Below are 19,368 nucleotides of genomic sequence, written 5' to 3'. Positions count from 1 at the left end.
CTCACCATAGGTACTGCTTGTCAGTGCCGGAAAAATAAATTCAATAATAAAGTTCTGTAACACTATTTCCTGTTCCTTTTCAATACTGGCAGTGTATGCAGGAATAAGTACCAGGGCAAGTCCTGTGATTTATCAATAGTTGAAAGAATACGTACTACTCTTTATATACCTCAAACCGGCCTAAATTATGTACAAACTATTTTACTCTCATGTATTGCTTCTCTTCTTTATTCATCTCAGCAGCCAGGCACAAACGCCTGAAAAAAGATGGGATAAAACCTTTGGTGGAAATAATATTGATCAGTTGCATACCCTTGTTGCCACCCGAGATGAAGGATTTCTGCTGGGCGGTATCTCTAATTCAATCATCAGCGGCGATAAAACGCAGGACCGCAGGGGTTCCTTCGATTACTGGATTGTGAAAACAGATAGTACTGGTAATAAAATATGGGACCGGCGTTATGGTGGAACCGGCAGTGATGTGTTGTATGCAGCGCTTCAAACCCAGGATGAAGGATATTTGCTGTTAGGCTATTCTTCTTCAGGAAAAGGCGGCGATAAATCAGGGGATAACATAGGGGAAGAAGATTTCTGGGTGGTAAAAATAGACAGCCAGGGCAACCTGCTATGGGAAAAGACCTATGGCGGCGAAGGTGGGGATATTCTTCGGTCGGCCATAGAAACGCCCGATGGCGGCTATTTGCTGGCAGGAAATTCTTTTTCAGATATAAGTGGAGATAAAAGTGAAAACAGCCTGGGTCAGGAAGATTACTGGGTAGTGAGCATAGATAAGAATGGAAATAAGCTTTGGGATAAACGCTATGGTGGAAACGAAGCTGATTTTTTGAGCAATATCATTTACGCTCCGGATGGTGGGTTTTTACTGGTGGGTACCTCATTTTCAGGAATAGGTGCAGATAAGTCGCAGCCCAGCCAGGGTAGCTGGGATTACTGGCTCGTAAAAATAGATGAGACTGGAAATAAGCTATGGGACAAAACCTATGGAGGCATCCATTCTGAATTTCCGGGTTCTGTTATTTCAACCAGTGAAGGAAATTATCTTATATCCGGCATTTCTGATTCCGGTAGTGGTGGCGACAAATCGCAGGAAAGCTGGGGAGGATGGGATTACTGGGTGTTGAAGCTTGATAAAAGTGGCAATAAACTCTGGGATAAACGCTATGGAGGTGCAGGCAATGATGATTTTGGCTGGGCTACCGAAACCCTCGAAGGGAATTATCTACTGGCTGGGAGTTCAACTTCAGATAGAAGCGGCGATAAAACGCAGGATAGTGAAGGGGAATCGGACTACTGGATCATAAAAATAGACAAAGATGGCCATATACTCTGGGATAAGGATCTGGGAGGCAATGGGCAAGACGTACTCAAAACGGTGGCACAAACCAGCAAAGGAGAATACCTGCTGGCTGGTTATTCCAATTCCGGGAGTAGTGGCGACAAAACTCAGGATAGCAAAGGCAGCTTTGATTTCTGGCTTGTCAAAACCGTGGCTGATGGCATCTTCTCTCCTGTGCTGCAAGTTAACTTTCAAAATAAAAATACCAGGATTCCGCAGGGATGGGAAAAAGACTACGGCTTACCTTTTGGAGAAAAATCAGCTTCGCCCGGCGAAAAAAAATACACATATGGCTGGAAAAACAGAAGTACTGGTACTCCAATAGACCTGAGTATAGGCGGTCCCTTTCCAGGCAATGGCCGCTTGCGTCCGGCTCCGGAAGATATTCTGTTGGCTACACTGATGCATATGCAGGGAAATGACGTGCCTAACTTCAGGGGTATTCCCATTGAATCGTACTGGGAGCTTGCCGTAGAAAACGGACATTACCAGGTGAGTGTCTCGGTTGGTGATGGCACCAATTATACTGGTACTGATCCGGAAGTTCATTCCATCCGGGTAGAAGGAAAGAGGGCTATCAGCAGCTTTGTTCCCCAGGGAAAAAGCGGAAGCCTTACACGTTTTAAACAGGCCACCCTCACTGTTGAAGTAACCGATGGACTGCTCACGATTGATGCCGATGGTGGAAAAAATACAAAAATTAATTATGCCCGGATTGTGCATTTTACCCCGTCAGTCCAGCCCGCACAGCAGCTTGTTAGTCAAACAGCCAGCTTGCATGTATTTCCCAATCCATTTTCGGATAAGATTTCCATTCAATGGTTGCCCACCGGGAAAGGAAAAACTACAGTCAGCCTACAAGATGCCCTGGGCAATATCTATTTCCATACACAGACATCTACCCCTAGCAGTGAGTATACCATAGAGCTAGCCGGTAGAATTTTAAAAACCGGCATCTATTTTATCATCATTACTTCAGAAGAGGGTACCAGGCAGGTAACAAAAGTGCTTAAGCAGTAAGTGGTTTTAAAAAATATCACTTTTAAAACAAAAAAGTTCGCTACCGGCTTATTTTACAAAATTGTAATATGCCTCATGTGAAGGCTGTTTATCCACCAGTACTCTGTAATGGCGCTATCTTTTATAAGGATTTTTTGCAAACACATCCTTATAAAAGATAGCGCCATTACTTAAAAAGTGATGCAAAAAATTATTTTCCACAAGTACATAAGGTATCCTGAGCATTTTTTTCGATATTCCCAGCTACCAATATTACATCTATTGCCTTATGCAACTTGAAAATCCCACAAAAATTCAGCCTGTACACACAGCGATTGGCAATTACCGATGGCGGATCTGTGCCCTCCTCTTTTTTGCCACTACCATCAACTATATCGACAGGCAGGTATTGGGTTTATTAAAACCCACCTTAGAGCAGGAACTGGGCTGGACAGAAATTCAGTATAGCAATATAGTAGTTGCTTTTCAGGCCGCATATGCCATTGGTTTTTTGTTTATGGGCTGGATCATGGATAAGTTCGGCACCAAAAAAGGATTTTCTTTTGCCCTTATTTTCTGGAGCATCACTGCCATGGCCCATGCCCTGGCAAAATCAGCCACCGGTTTTGGTATAGCCAGATTCGGACTTGGCTTGGGGGAAGCCGGCAACTTTCCGGCTTGTATTAAAACCATCGCAGAGTGGTTTCCCAAAAAGGAACGTTCCTTTGCGACAGGAATTTTTAATGCTGGCACCAATGTAGGCGCTATTCTGGCCCCTCCTATTGTGGCCTGGCTTACGCTGAGCCTCAGCTGGCGATGGGCATTTATCGCTACCGGGGCCATCGGATTTTTGTGGCTGATCGTCTGGTGGGTAATGTACGACCGCCCGGAGAAACATAGTCAGCTCAGCAAAGCTGAACTCGATTATATCCGCAGTGATGCTGAAGAACCTGTGGTGAAAACTCCCTGGATTAAACTGATTCCTCACCGTCAGACCTGGGCTTTTGCTTTAGGCAAATTTATGACAGACCCCATCTGGTGGATCTACCTGTTCTGGCTCCCTGACTTTCTGAATAAAAACTATGGCTTAGACCTGAAAGGGGTAGCATTACCTATTATTATCATTTACCTGGTTTCGGATGTAGGCAGTGTAGCTGGAGGCTGGTTTTCTTCGTTTCTGATGAAAAAAGGCTGGGATGCCAATCGTGCCCGTAAAACTACGATGCTCATCTGTGCTATTTCAGTAGTCCCCATGGTTTTTGCCTCTCAGGTAACTAGTTTATGGGCAATAGTAGCCTTGATCAGTCTGGCTACTTCGGCGCACCAGGGCTGGTCGGCTAATTTATATACGCTTACTTCCGATATGTTCCCCCGCCATGCCGTTGGCTCAGTGGTAGGGATTGGTGGCATGCTGGGAGCGGTGGGCGGAATGTTTATTGCAAAAATTGTGGGCTTTATTCTGGAATATACCGGTAGTTATATGATCATTTTCACCATTGCTGGTACCGGCTATCTGTTTGCCCTGCTGGTGATTCATCTGCTGGTTCCTAAGTTGGAAAAGGCGAAATTAGAGGGAGTATAATTTGAGTTTATACTTGTGATGTAAATATTGTTTTATCGTATAGATACAGAAAGATGAAGTACAAAAATTATAAATCTGCTATACATAATTTTGCTTACTCATTTCAAAGTATCGACTATATGAAGAGTCCAAAATTAGCTATAAATGTACTGCTTCGTTTGCACAGAATGGGAATAAAACCTTTCGCTGTATTTGACTTTATAAACAAAAAAATAGAACCTAAAGAAGCTTCCTCAGAAGAAAGCATACAATTATTAACCGATTATATTGATTGGTTGCCATTACATTTTCAGAACCACGAGTGCGATTTGTTTAAATTGAAAAAACTACAAATTACCATTTGGGCTGATCTTGATAACCTCTTTCCATCTAAGAAAATTAAGTCTAGTAAATTTGTCTCTGTTCATACTATAACACTCTGGAAAGCCGAAGGAAGAGAGGAACAAAAAACCAAAATCACTCAAAATGAAAATATAAGCAACAAATCTCTAGAAGATCTCATTCCTGAATTTTAGAGCATTATATACTTTTAAATAAGTCTTATAATAAATTACTGATATAAATAATAAGGCTTCCAAGTTACTCTTAAACTTTTATTAATTATGGTAAAAAGTCTTGTTAAAATTCTTGTTAAAATTCTTAAATCTGGTTTAGTAATCATTTTGATCTTATTTGCATTTTCCGCCCTTGCCGATGTGCGTTTGCCAAAACTGGTGGGAGATCATATGGTATTGCAGCGGGATACTAAACTGCCTGTCTGGGGATGGGCAGATACCGGAGAAAAGGTGACAATCACCTTCCAGGGGAAAAAATATACCGCTACCCCAGATGCCAATGGCAAATGGATGATCAGTTTGCCTGCTATGAAAGCTGGTGGTCCTTATGAGATGACAGTCGCGGGAAAAAATACGATCACCATCAAAGATATATTGTTTGGCGATGTCTGGCTGGCTTCCGGGCAATCGAATATGGAATGGAACTTATCCTGGACGGTAAATAACTTTGAACAGGAAATTGCCAATGCTAACTATCCGCAGATCCGGGTACTGGATGTAAAAAACAACATTGCCTTTACGCCTCAAACTGACTTTGAAAGCGATGGCTGGAAGGTTTGCAGCTCTGAAAATGCCGGAAAGTTTTCGGCAGTCGGCTATTTCTTTTCCAGGGAATTGCACCAGAAATACAAAGTTCCTATTGGCTTGATCACTTCTGAATGGGGCGGCACTCCCTCCGAATCCTGGACAAGTACACAAGCCTTAAAAGCGTTTCCGGAATATGGCAAAGTGGTAGATGATATGACGACCAGGGGCACCGCCATTCAGGATGAAATGAAGACCTATGAAACAAAATTAAAAGAATGGCAAAACTCTGTATCCGGTGCTGACCGGGGATATGCGGCCTCTCCTAAATGGAATGCTACGGAATTTACTCCCACCAACTGGCCTGCCATGAAACTTCCCGGATTGTGGGAGAGTGGCAGTTTGCCAGATTATGACGGGATTGTCTGGTTCCGAAAAGAAGTAATGATACCCGAAACAGAAGCCGGGAAAGAACTCACTTTACACCTGGCCTCGATTGATGATGTAGACAGCACCTGGTTTAACGGCGTATTTGTCGGTACTACCAATGCCTACAATATAGCCAGAAAATATACAGTTCCCGCGACACTGGTAAAAGCCGGTAAAAATGTAATTACTGTAAGGGTAATTGATACTGGTGGTGGCGGTGGAATCTATGGCGAAGAAAAAGACATGCAACTTATCTCCGGTGAAAAACAAATTGTTTCTTTAGCTGACCAATGGCAATACCAGACCGCTTTAGATATTTCCCAGATGCCTGCTAAACCTAAAGTACTGTATAACCAGAATTCCCCAGCGGTACTGTACAATGCCATGATTGCACCCCTGGTGCCCTATGCCATCAAAGGAGCCATCTGGTACCAGGGTGAGAGCAATGCCGGACGGGCCTATCAGTACCGGACTTTATTCCCGGCTATGATCAAAGACTGGCGGGCGCAATGGAAACAGGATTTTCCTTTTCTGTTTGTCCAGCTCGCTAATTTTATGAAAGTAGAACAGCAACCGGTAGAAAGCGATTGGGCAGAACTCCGGGAAGCCCAATCGATGACACTTTCCTTGCCTAAAACAGGTATGGCTGTAATTATTGATATAGGGGATGCCAACGATATTCATCCCAGAAATAAGCAGGATGTAGGACACCGGCTGGCACTGTCTGCACAAAAAGTAGCCTATCAGGATAATGTGGTTTTTTCCGGCCCAACCTATACATCCATGAAAACAGATGGCAATAAGATTGTGCTTACTTTCAACAATATTGGAGGTGGACTAGTGGTAAAAGGCGGAGTGTTAAAAGAATTTGCGATTGCCGGCCCTGATAAACAATTTGTGTGGGCAGATGCCAGAATTGAAGGAAATACAGTAGTAGTATCCAGCAGTCAGGTGACAAATCCGGTGGGGGTGCGGTATGCCTGGTCAAACAATCCGTCAAAGGCTAATCTGTTCAATAAAGAAGGTTTGCCAGCTTCCCCCTTCCGCACCGATGATTGGCCTGGCTTAACAATTAGTAAAAAGTAAACGCTGATGAATAGAATAGTAAGACACTGGCCTATAAACCGGTGTCTTACTATTTTTACTACATTGCTGCAAGCTTTATGGCACCATTAATGAACATTCAACCATGAATTTATCTTCTACCAAACTTTTATACAGTCTACTTCTCCTTTTCTGTTTCTCCTGCAAACCAACCAAAGTTCCTGTTGCCACTACAGGCGATGATAACCAGATTGAGGTAGTTTTTCTGCAAATGAACGATGTGTATGAAATTGCACCCCTGGAAGGTGGCAGAGTAGGCGGAATGGCCAGGGTAGCGGCAATAAAAAAACAATTGCTTCAGCGTAATCCCAATACCTATGCAGTAATGGCAGGCGATTTTCTGAATCCATCTGTTATTGGCAACATGACCTATGAAGGTAGCCGCATCCGGGGAAGGCAAATGGTAGAGGTGATGAATGCCGCTGGTGTAGATTTGGTTACGTTTGGCAACCATGAATTCGACATTAAGGAAGAAGAACTCTTAAACCGCTTGCAGGAATCTACTTTTCAATGGGTTTCCTCTAATGTATCACATAAAACCGGTACTAGCACTCAACCTTTTACCAGCGGAGCTCAGGCCAAACCTGTTCCCAAAACGATGGTACTGGAGGCCAGAGATGAGGATGGTACGCAAATAAAAATCGGCGTACTGGGCTTAACCATTCCCTCCAATAAAGTAAAATTTGCTGAATATACTGATTTCAAAACCGAAGCTACTCAAGCCTATCAAAGCTTACAATCCCAGGCTGATTTTGTAGTCGCCATTACCCACCTGGATATTGAAGATGATATAGAAGTGAGCAAGCAAAACCAGGGAATACGGCTCCTTATGGGTGGACATGAACATACCAATAGTTATGATACCGTTGGAACTGCCATAGTCGCCAAAGCCGATGCCAATGCAAAATCGGTATATGTACACACCCTGAAATACAACAAAACCAGCCGCCAGCTTTCCATTCAATCCACCTTACAGTCGGTAGACCAGACAATCACTCCTGAGCCAGTGACCGAAGGCGTTGTAAGCAAATGGACTGGAATTGCTGACCAAAGTTTTAAAGAATTAGGCTTTGATCCGCATGAAGCGATCTTTGTTACCACTGAACCACTGGAAGGCCGTGAAAGCCATATGAGGTATGAGCCCACCAATCTGGGCAAACTGATTGCAAAAGCCATTTCTGCGGCTGCTCCCCAAAGTGAAGTAGCCATGCTCAATAGTGGCTCTGTCCGGGTAGATGATCAGCTATCTGGCACCATTACTCAATACGACATTCTGCGGACTTTACCCTTTGCCGGCCGTATCCTGGAGGCAGATATGAAAGGAACATTGCTGGAAAAAGTGCTTACCATTGGTATGAAAAACGTTGGTATTGGCGGCTATCTGCAAACCGATAAAGCTGAATTTGAAGCCACTCAAGGCAAATGGTATATCGATGGAAAACTTCTTAATCCGAACAAAACTTACCGGGTGGCGCTCTCCGATTACCTGCTCACCGGCCTGGAAAGCAACCTGGAATTTCTGAAAGCCGGAAATCCGGATATTCTCCACATCTACGAGCCGGATGCCAGCAACAAGTCGGATATGCGGAATGATATACGTATGGCTGTTGTGGCTTATATGCGCTCATTGAGAAAATAGTTTATTTAATATTGTATGTATATTTAGCAAAGAGTGCAGAGCATACTTTAACAAATGAAAATATATAACTATTTATTTTACTGTTTTTACAAACTCAACCAATCAATTAAGAAGGAAATTGATAATAATCATACAGTAGCGTCTACATTATTTTCTGTGTTTGTATTATTTTCCATAGTCTTAATTTTGCATGTATCTGGCATAGAAAAATTTCTACGTTCGCATTCCCTTTATGGATTCTTTTTCTTCGTACTCACAGCAGGAATTTACTACTTTAATAATTGGTACTTTCTAACTAATGAAAGGTATAAACATATTGTAAGCAGTTATGATGAAAGAGTAAGCACATCTTTTAGCAAAAATTTAGCAATTTTCTTATTTGTTATTCCATTTCTCATCATACTATTCATCTTATAACACTTAATTCAAAAAAATTCAAAATCTGATTTTAGAATAATTAATAATAATGCAATTGTTTAAGATTAATTTTCATAAAAGATCGAATTGATAATTGAAAAATGATAATTTATCACGAAGTGTATTAGTTAAATTCGGGTATCGAATCCCTGTAGGTATCATCTGTAATTATAATTACAACCTGCAAACTTCATTTTCAACTTTCAACTATCAATTTTACATTACATTTACCAATGGCCAAACGCGAACATCAAAGACTCGACGAAAGCAACCAGGGAATAAAAAAATGGAAAAAATTCGGACCCTATGTGTCGGAACGGCAATGGGGTACCGTTCGGGAAGATTACAGTGCCAATGGAAATGCTTGGGCGTATTCTACCCATGATATGGCCCGGAGCAAAGCTTACCGCTGGGGCGAAGAAGGCATTGGTGGCATTTGCGATGATGGTCAGTTGCTTTGTTTTGCCCTTGGTTTCTGGAATAAAAAAGACCCGATTCTGAAAGAACGCTTGTTTGGGCTTGCCAATGGAGAAGGAAACCATGGAGAAGATGTAAAGGAATATTATTACTACCTGGATAATACGCCTACACATTCCTACATGAAAATGCTTTATAAATATCCACAGGAAGCTTTTCCTTATCAAAGGCTGGTAGAGGAAAACCGCCGACGGGGTAAACATGAGCTGGAGTATAACCTGGTGGATACTGGTACTTTCGACCAGGATAAATATTTCGACATATTCATTGAGTACGCCAAAGCTGATGTAGAGGATATACTCATTCAAATTACCATTCACAACCGGGGACCAGAAGAAGCTGCGCTGCATGTAATTCCTCAACTCTGGTTCCGCAATACCTGGGCATGGGGCTATGACCATTATAAACCGCTGCTCTTTGTAAGTAATACCGGCGTGATTGAGGTTAAACATGAGAAACTAGGAGAATTATTCCTGCATATAGAGCCGGAAGGCCAGATCTTATTTTGTGAGAATGAAACCAATACAGAACGTTTGTATGGGCAACATACAGAAAACGGCTATTTCAAAGATGGCATCCATGAATATCTGATCAATAACAATCATCAGGCTGTTCATCCGGATAAAAAAGGCACAAAAGCCGCTATCAATTTTGAGATGAGTGTGGCGGCTGGCGAATCCAAGGTAATCCGTCTTCGTCTGGAGAAGCAGATGCTCAAAAAACCATTCAAGGATTTTTCATCCATTTTTAAAGCTCGTCAACAGGAAGCAGATGCCTTTTATGCCGGACTTCAGACTAAATTCACCAGCGAAGATGCCAGACAAGTTCACCGGCAGGCCCTGGCAGGAATGCTGTGGAGCAAACAATTTTATTATTTCGATGTACCGCAGTGGCTGAATGGTGACCCGGCGATGCCTACTCCCCCACCCGAGCGGAAAAATGGACGGAACAACGCCTGGTTCAATCTCAACAATGCAGATATTATTTCCATGCCTGATAAGTGGGAATATCCCTGGTATGCGGCCTGGGATCTGGCTTTTCATTGTATTCCCCTGGCTATTGTTGATCCGTATTTTGCCAAAGAACAGCTTACCCTGCTTACCTGTGAGTGGTATATGCATCCCAATGGCCAGTTTCCGGCCTATGAATGGAACTTTAGTGATGTAAATCCGCCGGTACATGCCTGGGCAACCTGGCGGGTATACCGGATGGAACAAAAGCGGAATAACGGAATTGGTGATACAGATTTTCTGGAAGCTATTTTTCATAAACTGCTGCTCAATTTTACCTGGTGGGTGAACCAGAAAGACAAAGACGGCAATAATATTTTTCAGGGCGGATTTCTTGGACTAGACAATATCGGCGTATTCGACCGGAGTTCAGAACTTCCCACTGGCGGCTATATTGAACAGGCAGATGGCACCAGCTGGATGGCGATGTATTCACTCAACCTGATGCGTATCGCATTGGAACTGGCGAAAAAAAAATCACTATATCAGAACCTCGCCACCAAGTTTTTTGAACATTTCCTGTATATCGCCGGAGCCATGCGCAACATCGGAGAACAAGACTTTAGTTTGTGGGACGATGATGATGAATTTTATTACGATGTATTGCACTTGTCCAACCACCAGCAAGAGCGGTTAAAAGTACGTTCCATGGTAGGATTAGTGCCCTTGTTCGCCGTAGAAGTGCTCGACCACGAACTGTTTGAAACCATGCCGGAATTTACTACCAGACTGAAATGGTTTCTCGAATACCGCCCGGATCTGGCTAATTTAATCTCACGCTGGCAGGAACCTGGCCGGGGAGAAAGGCACTTACTTTCCTTACTCAGAGGTCACCGGATGAAACGCCTGCTTAAACGGATGTTGGACGAAACAGAGTTTTTGTCTGATTTTGGAATACGGGCGCTGTCCAGATACCACCTGGAACACCCCTATGTTTTCCGCAACAATGGAAGTTCTTTTACAGTAGCCTATCAGCCAGGAGAATCAGATTCTGGTATGTTTGGTGGTAATTCCAACTGGCGGGGTCCCATCTGGTTCCCGGTAAATTATCTGATTATTGAATCTTTAGAGCGCTTTTATCAGTATTATGGAGATGACTTTAAAGTAGAATATCCGACTGGCTCAGGTACATTTATTAATATCCGGCAAATTACTATTGAACTGGCCAAACGCCTGTCAAAAATATTTCTGAAAGATAAAGAAGGAAAAAGGCCGGTGTTTGGAAATGACATTAAAGCACAAGTTGATCCTTATTTCAGGGATTATGTGTTGTTTTATGAATATTTCCATGGAGATTCCGGAAGCGGCTTAGGTGCTTCCCACCAGACCGGATGGACAGGCTTAATTGCCCGGTTGCTGGAAATATGTGCCGGGGAGGATAATAGTCACTAGTCCATGGAAATAATAAATTTACTGAAGGGATGAATAATCACTCCGTAATTCAGTGATTCTGTAAATCAGAAATTTTCTGTAGACTGTCGTCCGTGAACCAAGGATGAATGATAATCCTTATTTGTTTTTCATGGATTTTATTTACAATTTTGGACTTTGCTTAGAAAGAAACACTGCTGAATACATACGCAAACTGGCATTTTGTATGAAACCTGTAACTATACCTATACAGCCCTTAAGAAAACAAACAGGCAGGTTCACTTGCCAGCAGGATCATCCACTCCTTTATATCAGGTTTGCAGGTCCGGTATGTACATTCAAGCTTCTATAAAATGATGCAGCATCTGGACGAATTGAAAGAACTGCTACGTTCTCCCAAAAAAATTGCCATTACCACCCATCAAAAGCCGGATGCGGATGCACTAGGCTCTTCGCTGGCACTGGCCGGATACCTGCAAAAGAAAAACCATGAGGTGCATGTGATTACACCAACTGATTATCCGAAATTCCTCAACTGGATGCAGGGCAATCAGGATGTAATTGTGTTTAATGAAGGAAATGAAAAACGTTCAGAGCAGATCATGCAGGAAGCAGATATTATTTGTTGCCTGGATTTTTCTATTCTTAGCCGCATCAACGAACTAGGTGAAATTGTAAGAAATGCGTCTGCCTATAAAGTACTCATCGATCATCACCTGGCACCCGAACATTTTGCTCATTTCGAACTATGGGATATTAATGCGGCCGCCACGGCACAACTGGTATACGAACTGATCTGCGAACTAGGTGATCATACTTATATTGACACCTTTATTGGCGAGTGTATTTATGCCGGTATTATGACCGATACGGCTTCTTTCAGGCATTCTAATACTACCAAACGGGTACATATGATCAGTGCTGACCTGATCGAAATTGGGGTAGATACCAACCGGGTTCAACGCCTGGTATACGATACCAATACAGAAAGCAAGCTTCGCTTTCTGGGTTTTGCACTGGCCGAAAAAATGGTGGTATTGCCAGAATTCCGGACTGTCTATTTTGCCATCTCTGCCGAAGAACTCAAACGTTTTAACTCTCAAACCGGTGATACAGAAGGTCTGGTTAATTTTGGGTTGTCGATTGAAGGAATTATTCTTTCAGCCGTTATTATAGACCGCTCAGAAGTAATCCGTATGTCTTTCCGGTCGGTAGGCGATTTTTCAGTGAATGATTTTGCCAGGAAACATTTCGATGGCGGCGGCCATAAAAATGCAGCCGGCGGAAATTCCAGTTTGCCTCTGAGCGAAACTGTAAATAAATTTGTTAGCCTGCTGCCTCTGTATAAAGACCAGTTAACTCAGTAGTAAACTGGTTTTGTCAGGATGAAAATTTTTACATTTCCAATCCATCATTCCCAGCCTCATACCCTTCATCAATCAATAAACCTGGACTGGTGGCACTTTGAACAGCCAGCTGGTCGCAGCGTTCGTTTTCAGCATGTCCGGCATGGCCTTTCAGCCACTTAAATTTCACTTTGTGTTTGCTATAGATTTTTAAGAACCGCTGCCATAGATCCGGGTTTTTTGTTTTGGCAAAGCCTTTTTTCTGCCATCCCCAGATCCATCCTTTATCTACGGCATCCACCACATATTTGGAATCAGAGTAAATGATTACTTCATGGCCAGGTTCTTTCAATGCCTCCAGTCCAACGATCACTGCCAGCAGTTCCATGCGGTTGTTAGTGGTTTTGCGGTAACCTGCAGTTAATTCCTTGCGGTGCTGTTTATAGATAAGTACTACGCCATATCCTCCCGGACCAGGATTTCCCCGTGAAGCGCCATCCGTATACATTGTGATCATAAGCCCAGGTTAGTTTTAAACAGTTTAATGGCAATGGCGATCAGAATAATGCCGAATACTTTGCGAAGCAGGTTTGCCCCGGCATTTCCAATTTTCCGCTCGATCCACTCCGAAGATTTCAGTACGAGATATACAAAAATCAGATTCAGGGTAATGCCAACCAGTATATTGGGTGTCGTGTATTCTGCCCGTAGTGAGATGATGGTAGTCATGGTACCGGCTCCTGAAATGAGCGGAAACGCCAACGGAACAATAGAACTGGTAGAGGAATCGGTGCTTTCCTGAAAAATATTGATACCCAGTGTCATTTCCATGCCGATCAGGAAAATGATAATGGCTCCGGCAATGGCAAAGGAAGCCACATCTACCCCAAACAATTTCAGAATTGATTCACCCAGATACAGGAAAATAATCATCAGTACACCGGCTGCAATAGTCGCTTTTTCAGACTCAATCACTCCGGCTTTTTTCCGCAATTCTATAATAATGGGAATTGAACCCAGGATGTCGATCACGGAGAACAGAATAAGTGTAACCGAAAGTATTTGTTTGAAACTGAACATGATTGGATATTAGCCACCAAAATAAGTATTTTTCCTTTGTACTTCGTATATTTAATACTTGTGCTGAACTATTGATTTAAATTTTTCTTAAATGCTTGTATGGAAAAACAGCTCGAAACCATCCCGGACTATCTGATCAAAGAAATAATTGATGGTAAAAAATATTATTATAAGGATTACCAGAAAGTTTTAACCAAAGAAACCACACTTGAGGCAATCATGGGCTGTTCAGAGACACAAGCAAGGATTATTAATGCCATTTTGCAGTTCTTATTTAAAAATGTAGATGCCAGGTCGTTTGATATTTTATCAGGAGAAGTAGGTATACATCTTTCCCATACGAATAACTTTGCGATTGATATTGCTGTTTTTGACAGAGCAACTTTACCCAAAAACAGGGATAAAAATAAATATATCCCGGCAGCTCCCTTATTTGCTTTTGAAGTGGATATTAACATTGAGCCGGAAGAAGAATATCTGCACAAAAAAAAGCGGAAAGACGATTTTTCGTATATGCTCAATAAAAGTTCACGCCTGATTGATGCCGGCACCCAAAAGGTAATATGGATACTGACTGCTTCTAAAATTGTACTGGTATTTGAAAAATCCGCCGAAGGAAAAATTATTAACTCTCATGTTTCATGGAAAGAGTCTTTTGATATAACCATAGGCAAGGCTTTTAGGGTAGCCATTGAAAAATGGCTTATAGAAGGTGGCCAGGAGGAAATACTGGAAGATTTACAATAGGTATGTAATTACATTTAAAACATAATGCTATTATTTTTTCATTTCAATCATACAAGGATGAATAATCCCAATCTTCTATGCCTAATTTGTCCACAACTTGCTCATAATCCTCTTGCGTAGAGGTGGCTATTTGGAGATAATAGGTAGTTTTTTTGGACTCAGAACCAGAAGCTGATTCTACTGTTATACCTAACAATTGTGTCTTAATTTGATTACTAAAAAACCTGGTATTGACTTGTGAGCAGGCTCCTTCCAGCTCTAGCCAATGTTGGCAGACACCTTCAAATATAGTCTGTTCTATACCTTCTTTTACAGCTACATAATCCCACCCCTCCAGTATCTAAAAAAAGACATAGAAATTAAGAACTCAGAGAGCTTATCACAAAATTTTTCCCAGCTTTGCCCATGATCATAAGTTAACCATACAGATGTATCTTCTGCTGGTAATTTCTCTACTTGAAATCCGGCTACCCATACTCCTTGGTTTTCTTCATAAAATACTATGTATCCATTTTGAAAACTTATTTCTAGAGGGTTTACCAATTTATGGAAAGCATTTGTAAGTAGGGCATCTTTACCAAAACATTGATAATACTTCCGCAAGCTAATGGGTAATAGTCTATTTAACCGCTTTTCGGCATGGAGCAACTCTTTCAATGAGTACCCTTGTGAACAGTCTGAAAGCCCAACAAATGTTTTTATCTGTTCGTAGTTCATATCTCTGTAGCACGTAACCATTAGATAATTATATCAGTAAGACATTCATCCTTCTTTTGTTTCTACCTTTTCAGATTAAAACCCCTGAGTTTAATCTCTGTCAATTTGCGTTTGGTATCCAGAGGAAATTCACCTTTCATCATCCAGTCGTAAAAGGCAGGTTCTTTCTCCAGTACTTCGGTTACTTTGCGGTCTTTGTGTTTACCAAAATTGAAAATCTCCTCTCCTTTTTCATTAAAGATGATCCGGCCGGCCAGGTCTACCATTTTGGTTGCTGTGAGTTCATGTAGGGCGTTCACATCATTTTTCACCGGTTCAAACTCTTTTCCTTTATCATCTTTAACCTGTACGCCCTGGTATTTCTGGATTTGTGCACTGAGTACTTCAAAAGTGGCCAGCGTATCTACCTCTGCACTGTGGGCGCCAATCAGCTCTTTTCCGCAATAAAACCGGTATGCTGCTGACAAGGAACGGGGTTCCATCATATGAAAAATCTTCTGGGCATCTACCATTTTACGGTTATGGACTGGAAAATCCATATTAATCCGAAGGTATTCTTCTACCAGCATCGGTACATCAAAACGGATGATGTTGAAGCCTGCCAGATCACAGCCTTCAAAAAACTGCAGGATGGGTTTAGCTAATTCCTTAAAAGTAGGTGCATCTTTTATATCCTCATCATAAATACCATGAATCATGCTGGTTTCCGCCGGAATGGGCACCATCGGATTGATACGCCAGGTTTTTACATTCAGGTCGCCATTGGGCATGGCTTTGGCAATGCAGATCTCCACAATGCGGTCGTTTACTACATTGGTTCCGGTTGTTTCCAGATCGAAAAAGGCAAGCGGTTTTTTAAGCTTTAATTGGTGCATGTTCGTCCACAGTCGGCAGTCCATCGCCCACGGAAAATTACTGAATGACAGATTTACAAAAGGTCTGAATTGTAAGAATTATTCTGTAATCCTTTAATCCTGTTATTCTATAATTTTCTGAAGACTGTGGACTGAGTTTAATTATTCAATATTTGGCTGCTAAGTTGTTTGAGGTCTAATCCGTTATAGTTGCCTGAGCTCATCAGCAGCAGGTTTTTGTTTTGCCAGTTTTTTTGCAGCAGGAATTTCTGAAGGGCTTCGTTTTCAGTGAATACAATCAGGTTTTTATTGTTAAAAGCTGTCCGGACATCATTTTCTGTAAGTTCAGGCATTTTTTTATGTGCCAGCGTTTTTGGGCTGTAGTAGACAATAGACTCTTCAGCCGTATTGAAGGTATCTTTATATTGTTTCAAAAATTCTTTATTCAGGCTGCTGAAGGTATGCAGTTCCATACAAGCTACCAGCTGGCGGTTGGGAAACTGCTCTTTTACCGCTTTCGTGGTAGCTTCCAGTTTGGAAGGTGCATGGGCGAAATCTTTAAAAATTACGGTAGAATTATTTTTAGCCACAATTTCCAGGCGGTTAGCAGCGCCTCTGAATGTTTGAATGGCTTCGTAAAATTGCTTATCGCTGATGCCAATTCGGGAAAGTACCATTCTGGCTCCATTCAAATTGCGCATATTATGTTCGCCAAACACCTGAACCGGCACATCTCCGTGTTCTGTTACCAGATAGGTTTGACCGTCTGCAATTTTATGTTTGTGGGTTGCATATTCCTGGCTGAATACATCTTCCCGTTCTTTACGGCAGATCACGGCTACCAGGTCATCGGTTTCGTCATACACTAACGTACCGCCTTTGGGGGTTGAATCAGCGAACAGATCAAACTGGCGCACATAATCTTCAAACGTAGGGTATACATTGATATGATCCCAGGCAATACCACTTACAAGACCAATGTGGTGTTTGTAATGCAAAAACTTAGGCCGGCGGTCGATGGGCGAGGATAAGTATTCATCGCCTTCAATCACAATAATGGGCGCATCTTCCGAGAGTTTTACCATTGTTTCAAAACCTTCGATCTGAGCCCCCACCAGGTAATCAAACTTGCGGTTAAAATGTTTGAGCACATGCAGAATCATGGAGGTAATCGTAGTTTTTCCATGACTGCCAGCAATCACAATCCGTTGCTTATCTACACTTTGCTGGTAAATATATTCCGGATACGAATATACTGGCAAACCTAATTCTTTGGCCCGTTGCAGTTCCGGATTATCCGGACGGGCATGCATACCAAGGATTACTGCATCTATGGTATTGTCGAGTTTATCGGGAAACCAGCCAATTTCCTGTGGAAGAATGCCACGATTTTGCAGGCGGCTTTTAGAAGGTTCGTAAATTTCATCGTCCGAACCGGTTACTATAAGATTTTTATCGTGTAAGGCAATGGCCAGATTATGCATTGCACTGCCACCAACGGCTATAAAGTGTACTCTTTGTCTTTCGATAGACTCCATGCTGTAAGATTTGAAATTCAAAAATAAGAGAATTTTATTTTTGGTAGCAGGAAAATAAAAAAGAGTTGAACGCCTGAAGTAACATTTGCTGCACAAACTTCAATACAATCATAAAACACTAACCTGTATAAACTGTATCTTGTATCAAAATAGCTTGTCTTTAGCTAATAAACAATTAAATTATTCATCTACACAATATTTTCATATTACCTGCCGGATGCGCAAATTTATTCTGATACAACTATAGAGGGCACTCTTAAACAGGCTACCACTCCACAAATACAAACCATAGTAAACGGTCCAAAAGGCACTAATCACTGCAATAGCTAACCAGATTTGGTCGATTTTAAAGACAAAGAACCAGATTGAAAAAAGCAGTAATAGCGTTGGCGTATAATAATAATAATTCAATTCTAAACTTACCAGTAACTGCGCTCCTTCTACTTTACACACTATGATCCCTTCATTAAACCAGTTATGTCTTTTAGGGAAAGACTTAAAATTTTTAAATTTGATTACATTTTGACTAATGCTGATAACATCTAACTGAGTTGAAAAGCAGTTGATAAGTTTTTGGTGATCAAACATTGAAGTTTCTGGCAGATTAAAAGTATAGATACGCCTGTTTTGAAATGGAAACATTATATGCTTGATTAATTCATAAATGTAGACTTTTGCCTCGCCTCTATCAAATCCCACAAGTTACCATATAGATCAGCAAATACAGCTACTGTACCATATTCTTCTTCGGAAGGCTGGCGGATAAATTGAATATTATGCGCTTGCAAACGCTTATAATCCCGCCAGAAATCATCAGTGTGGAGAAACAGAAATACCCGTCCGCCGGTCTGGTTGCCAATGCGGCTTTTTTGTTCGTCGGTGGCGGCTTTGGCAAGTAAGAGTTTACATGAACCAGTGCTGGGAGGAGCAACTACTACCCATCGTTTGGTTTCACTTATCAAGGTGTCTTCAATCAGGGTAAAGCCCATTTTCCGCACATAAAAATCTATGGCCTCATCATAATCAGCTACTACTAACGCGAGTTGGGCAATGTATTGGTTCATAGATTAATCATTGGTCATTGGTCAGTAGTTAATTTTCATTGTAGTGACTGGGTCTCTGCTTCCAGCTTATAATCTTAGGCAGTAGTAAACCATTGAAACGTTATGTATTCCTGTTCAAACTGTATCATAAGTAATTTTTCATTCCAATCATCAGACATAAGTAAAGCGTACTGAAATTCATCTTTCCAATTAAAATTATATGGTTTTTTTGAGAAGTGTAGACAAAAAATCTTCTACGATTGATTGAGCATCAACGAGCGAAATGAATTTAAAATCATCCAACAAACTCCCTCTTAAATAATTTTGATCAAATTGTTGACCAAAATAGATACCATAATACAGAACAGATTGCATAAAAAATTCGGCAGCATCTGTAAAATCTTCTCTTCTGTCTTTTATGATGACAATAACTTGTTCTGACTCAGGAACAATAAAATCATTGCTATTGAAATATTGAAGAGAAATATTCCCATATTTCTCTTTATGTGGAAGGAAACCTGAGTTTAATTTTTCCTTTAGTAGTTGTTTATCTATCATATTTTGAATTATAATTGACCA

16 protein-coding genes are annotated in these 19,368 nt (G+C 41.5%); 8 read left to right on the top strand and 8 right to left on the bottom strand.

The window, feature by feature from the left end:
- The first annotated feature begins 187 nt into the window (after positions 1-187).
- From GXP67_RS28670 to GXP67_RS28640, 7 genes are all read left to right on the top strand, one after another.
- A complete protein-coding gene (locus GXP67_RS28670) occupies positions 188-2,377 on the top strand; it encodes a T9SS type A sorting domain-containing protein (RefSeq protein WP_162446314.1) in 2,190 nt (729 codons plus the stop codon).
- A gap of 268 nt (positions 2,378-2,645) precedes the next feature.
- Positions 2,646-3,938, top strand: coding sequence for an MFS transporter (locus GXP67_RS28665; protein WP_162446313.1), 1,293 nt, complete (start codon positions 2,646-2,648; stop codon positions 3,936-3,938).
- A gap of 119 nt (positions 3,939-4,057) precedes the next feature.
- Complete coding sequence (locus GXP67_RS28660) at positions 4,058-4,453, top strand: hypothetical protein (RefSeq protein WP_162446312.1); 396 nt, start codon at positions 4,058-4,060, stop codon at positions 4,451-4,453.
- 87 nt (positions 4,454-4,540) lie between these two features.
- Positions 4,541-6,532 carry a sialate O-acetylesterase gene (locus tag GXP67_RS28655; RefSeq protein ID WP_162446311.1) on the top strand — a complete coding sequence of 664 codons (1,992 nt, stop codon included), beginning with the start codon at positions 4,541-4,543 and terminating at the stop codon, positions 6,530-6,532.
- 103 nt (positions 6,533-6,635) lie between these two features.
- Complete coding sequence (locus GXP67_RS28650; protein WP_162446310.1) at positions 6,636-8,189, top strand: bifunctional metallophosphatase/5'-nucleotidase; 1,554 nt, start codon at positions 6,636-6,638, stop codon at positions 8,187-8,189.
- A gap of 650 nt (positions 8,190-8,839) precedes the next feature.
- Positions 8,840-11,485 (top strand): MGH1-like glycoside hydrolase domain-containing protein, encoded by a 2,646-nt coding sequence (locus tag GXP67_RS28645; protein ID WP_162446309.1) that lies wholly within the window; start codon positions 8,840-8,842, stop codon positions 11,483-11,485.
- A 335-nt stretch (positions 11,486-11,820) separates the two neighbouring features.
- A complete protein-coding gene (locus tag GXP67_RS28640; protein WP_197901780.1) occupies positions 11,821-12,831 on the top strand; it encodes a DHH family phosphoesterase in 1,011 nt (336 codons plus the stop codon).
- Between the two features lie 28 nt (positions 12,832-12,859).
- On the opposite strand, the gene rnhA is transcribed toward GXP67_RS28640, so the two are convergent.
- Positions 12,860-13,327 carry a ribonuclease HI gene (gene rnhA, locus GXP67_RS28635; protein ID WP_162446307.1) on the bottom strand — a complete coding sequence of 156 codons (468 nt, stop codon included), beginning with the start codon at positions 13,325-13,327 and terminating at the stop codon, positions 12,860-12,862.
- Entirely contained in the window at positions 13,324-13,890 is a 567-nt protein-coding gene (locus GXP67_RS28630) for a MarC family protein (RefSeq protein WP_162446306.1), read from the bottom strand. Before GXP67_RS28630 ends, rnhA begins: the two co-directional genes overlap by 4 nt.
- A 99-nt stretch (positions 13,891-13,989) precedes the next feature.
- Between GXP67_RS28630 and GXP67_RS28625 the strand changes: the two genes are divergently transcribed.
- The gene (locus GXP67_RS28625) at positions 13,990-14,637 is read left to right on the top strand and encodes a PDDEXK family nuclease (protein ID WP_162446305.1); all 648 of its coding nucleotides are present in this window, start codon (positions 13,990-13,992) and stop codon (positions 14,635-14,637) included.
- A 43-nt stretch (positions 14,638-14,680) separates the two neighbouring features.
- Here GXP67_RS28625 and GXP67_RS28620 read toward each other — a convergent pair whose 3' ends face one another.
- The 6 genes from GXP67_RS28620 to GXP67_RS28595 all read right to left on the bottom strand — a co-directional run bounded on the left by GXP67_RS28620 (position 14,681) and on the right by GXP67_RS28595 (position 19,347).
- Positions 14,681-14,833: a hypothetical protein gene (locus GXP67_RS28620; RefSeq protein WP_162446304.1), complete on the bottom strand. Its 153-nt coding sequence runs from the start codon at positions 14,831-14,833 to the stop codon at positions 14,681-14,683.
- A 119-nt stretch (positions 14,834-14,952) separates the two neighbouring features.
- On the bottom strand, positions 14,953-15,354 hold the full coding sequence (locus GXP67_RS28615; protein WP_162446303.1) for a hypothetical protein: 402 nt from the start codon (positions 15,352-15,354) through the stop codon (positions 14,953-14,955).
- A gap of 62 nt (positions 15,355-15,416) precedes the next feature.
- The gene (locus tag GXP67_RS28610) at positions 15,417-16,229 is read right to left on the bottom strand and encodes a 3'-5' exonuclease (protein ID WP_162446302.1); all 813 of its coding nucleotides are present in this window, start codon (positions 16,227-16,229) and stop codon (positions 15,417-15,419) included.
- A 137-nt stretch (positions 16,230-16,366) separates the two neighbouring features.
- The gene (locus GXP67_RS28605) at positions 16,367-17,746 is read right to left on the bottom strand and encodes a UDP-N-acetylmuramate--L-alanine ligase (protein WP_162446301.1); all 1,380 of its coding nucleotides are present in this window, start codon (positions 17,744-17,746) and stop codon (positions 16,367-16,369) included.
- Between the two features lie 653 nt (positions 17,747-18,399).
- Positions 18,400-18,810 (bottom strand): VOC family protein, encoded by a 411-nt coding sequence (locus GXP67_RS28600; protein ID WP_162446300.1) that lies wholly within the window; start codon positions 18,808-18,810, stop codon positions 18,400-18,402.
- A 195-nt stretch (positions 18,811-19,005) separates the two neighbouring features.
- Positions 19,006-19,347, bottom strand: coding sequence for a hypothetical protein (locus GXP67_RS28595; RefSeq protein ID WP_162446299.1), 342 nt, complete (start codon positions 19,345-19,347; stop codon positions 19,006-19,008).
- Positions 19,348-19,368: the final 21 nt, after the last annotated feature.

It is taken from the genome of Rhodocytophaga rosea (assembly GCF_010119975.1).
Taxonomy (GTDB): Bacteria; Bacteroidota; Bacteroidia; order Cytophagales; family 172606-1; genus Rhodocytophaga; species Rhodocytophaga rosea.
This window is presented reverse-complemented; position numbering and strand designations above follow the sequence as displayed.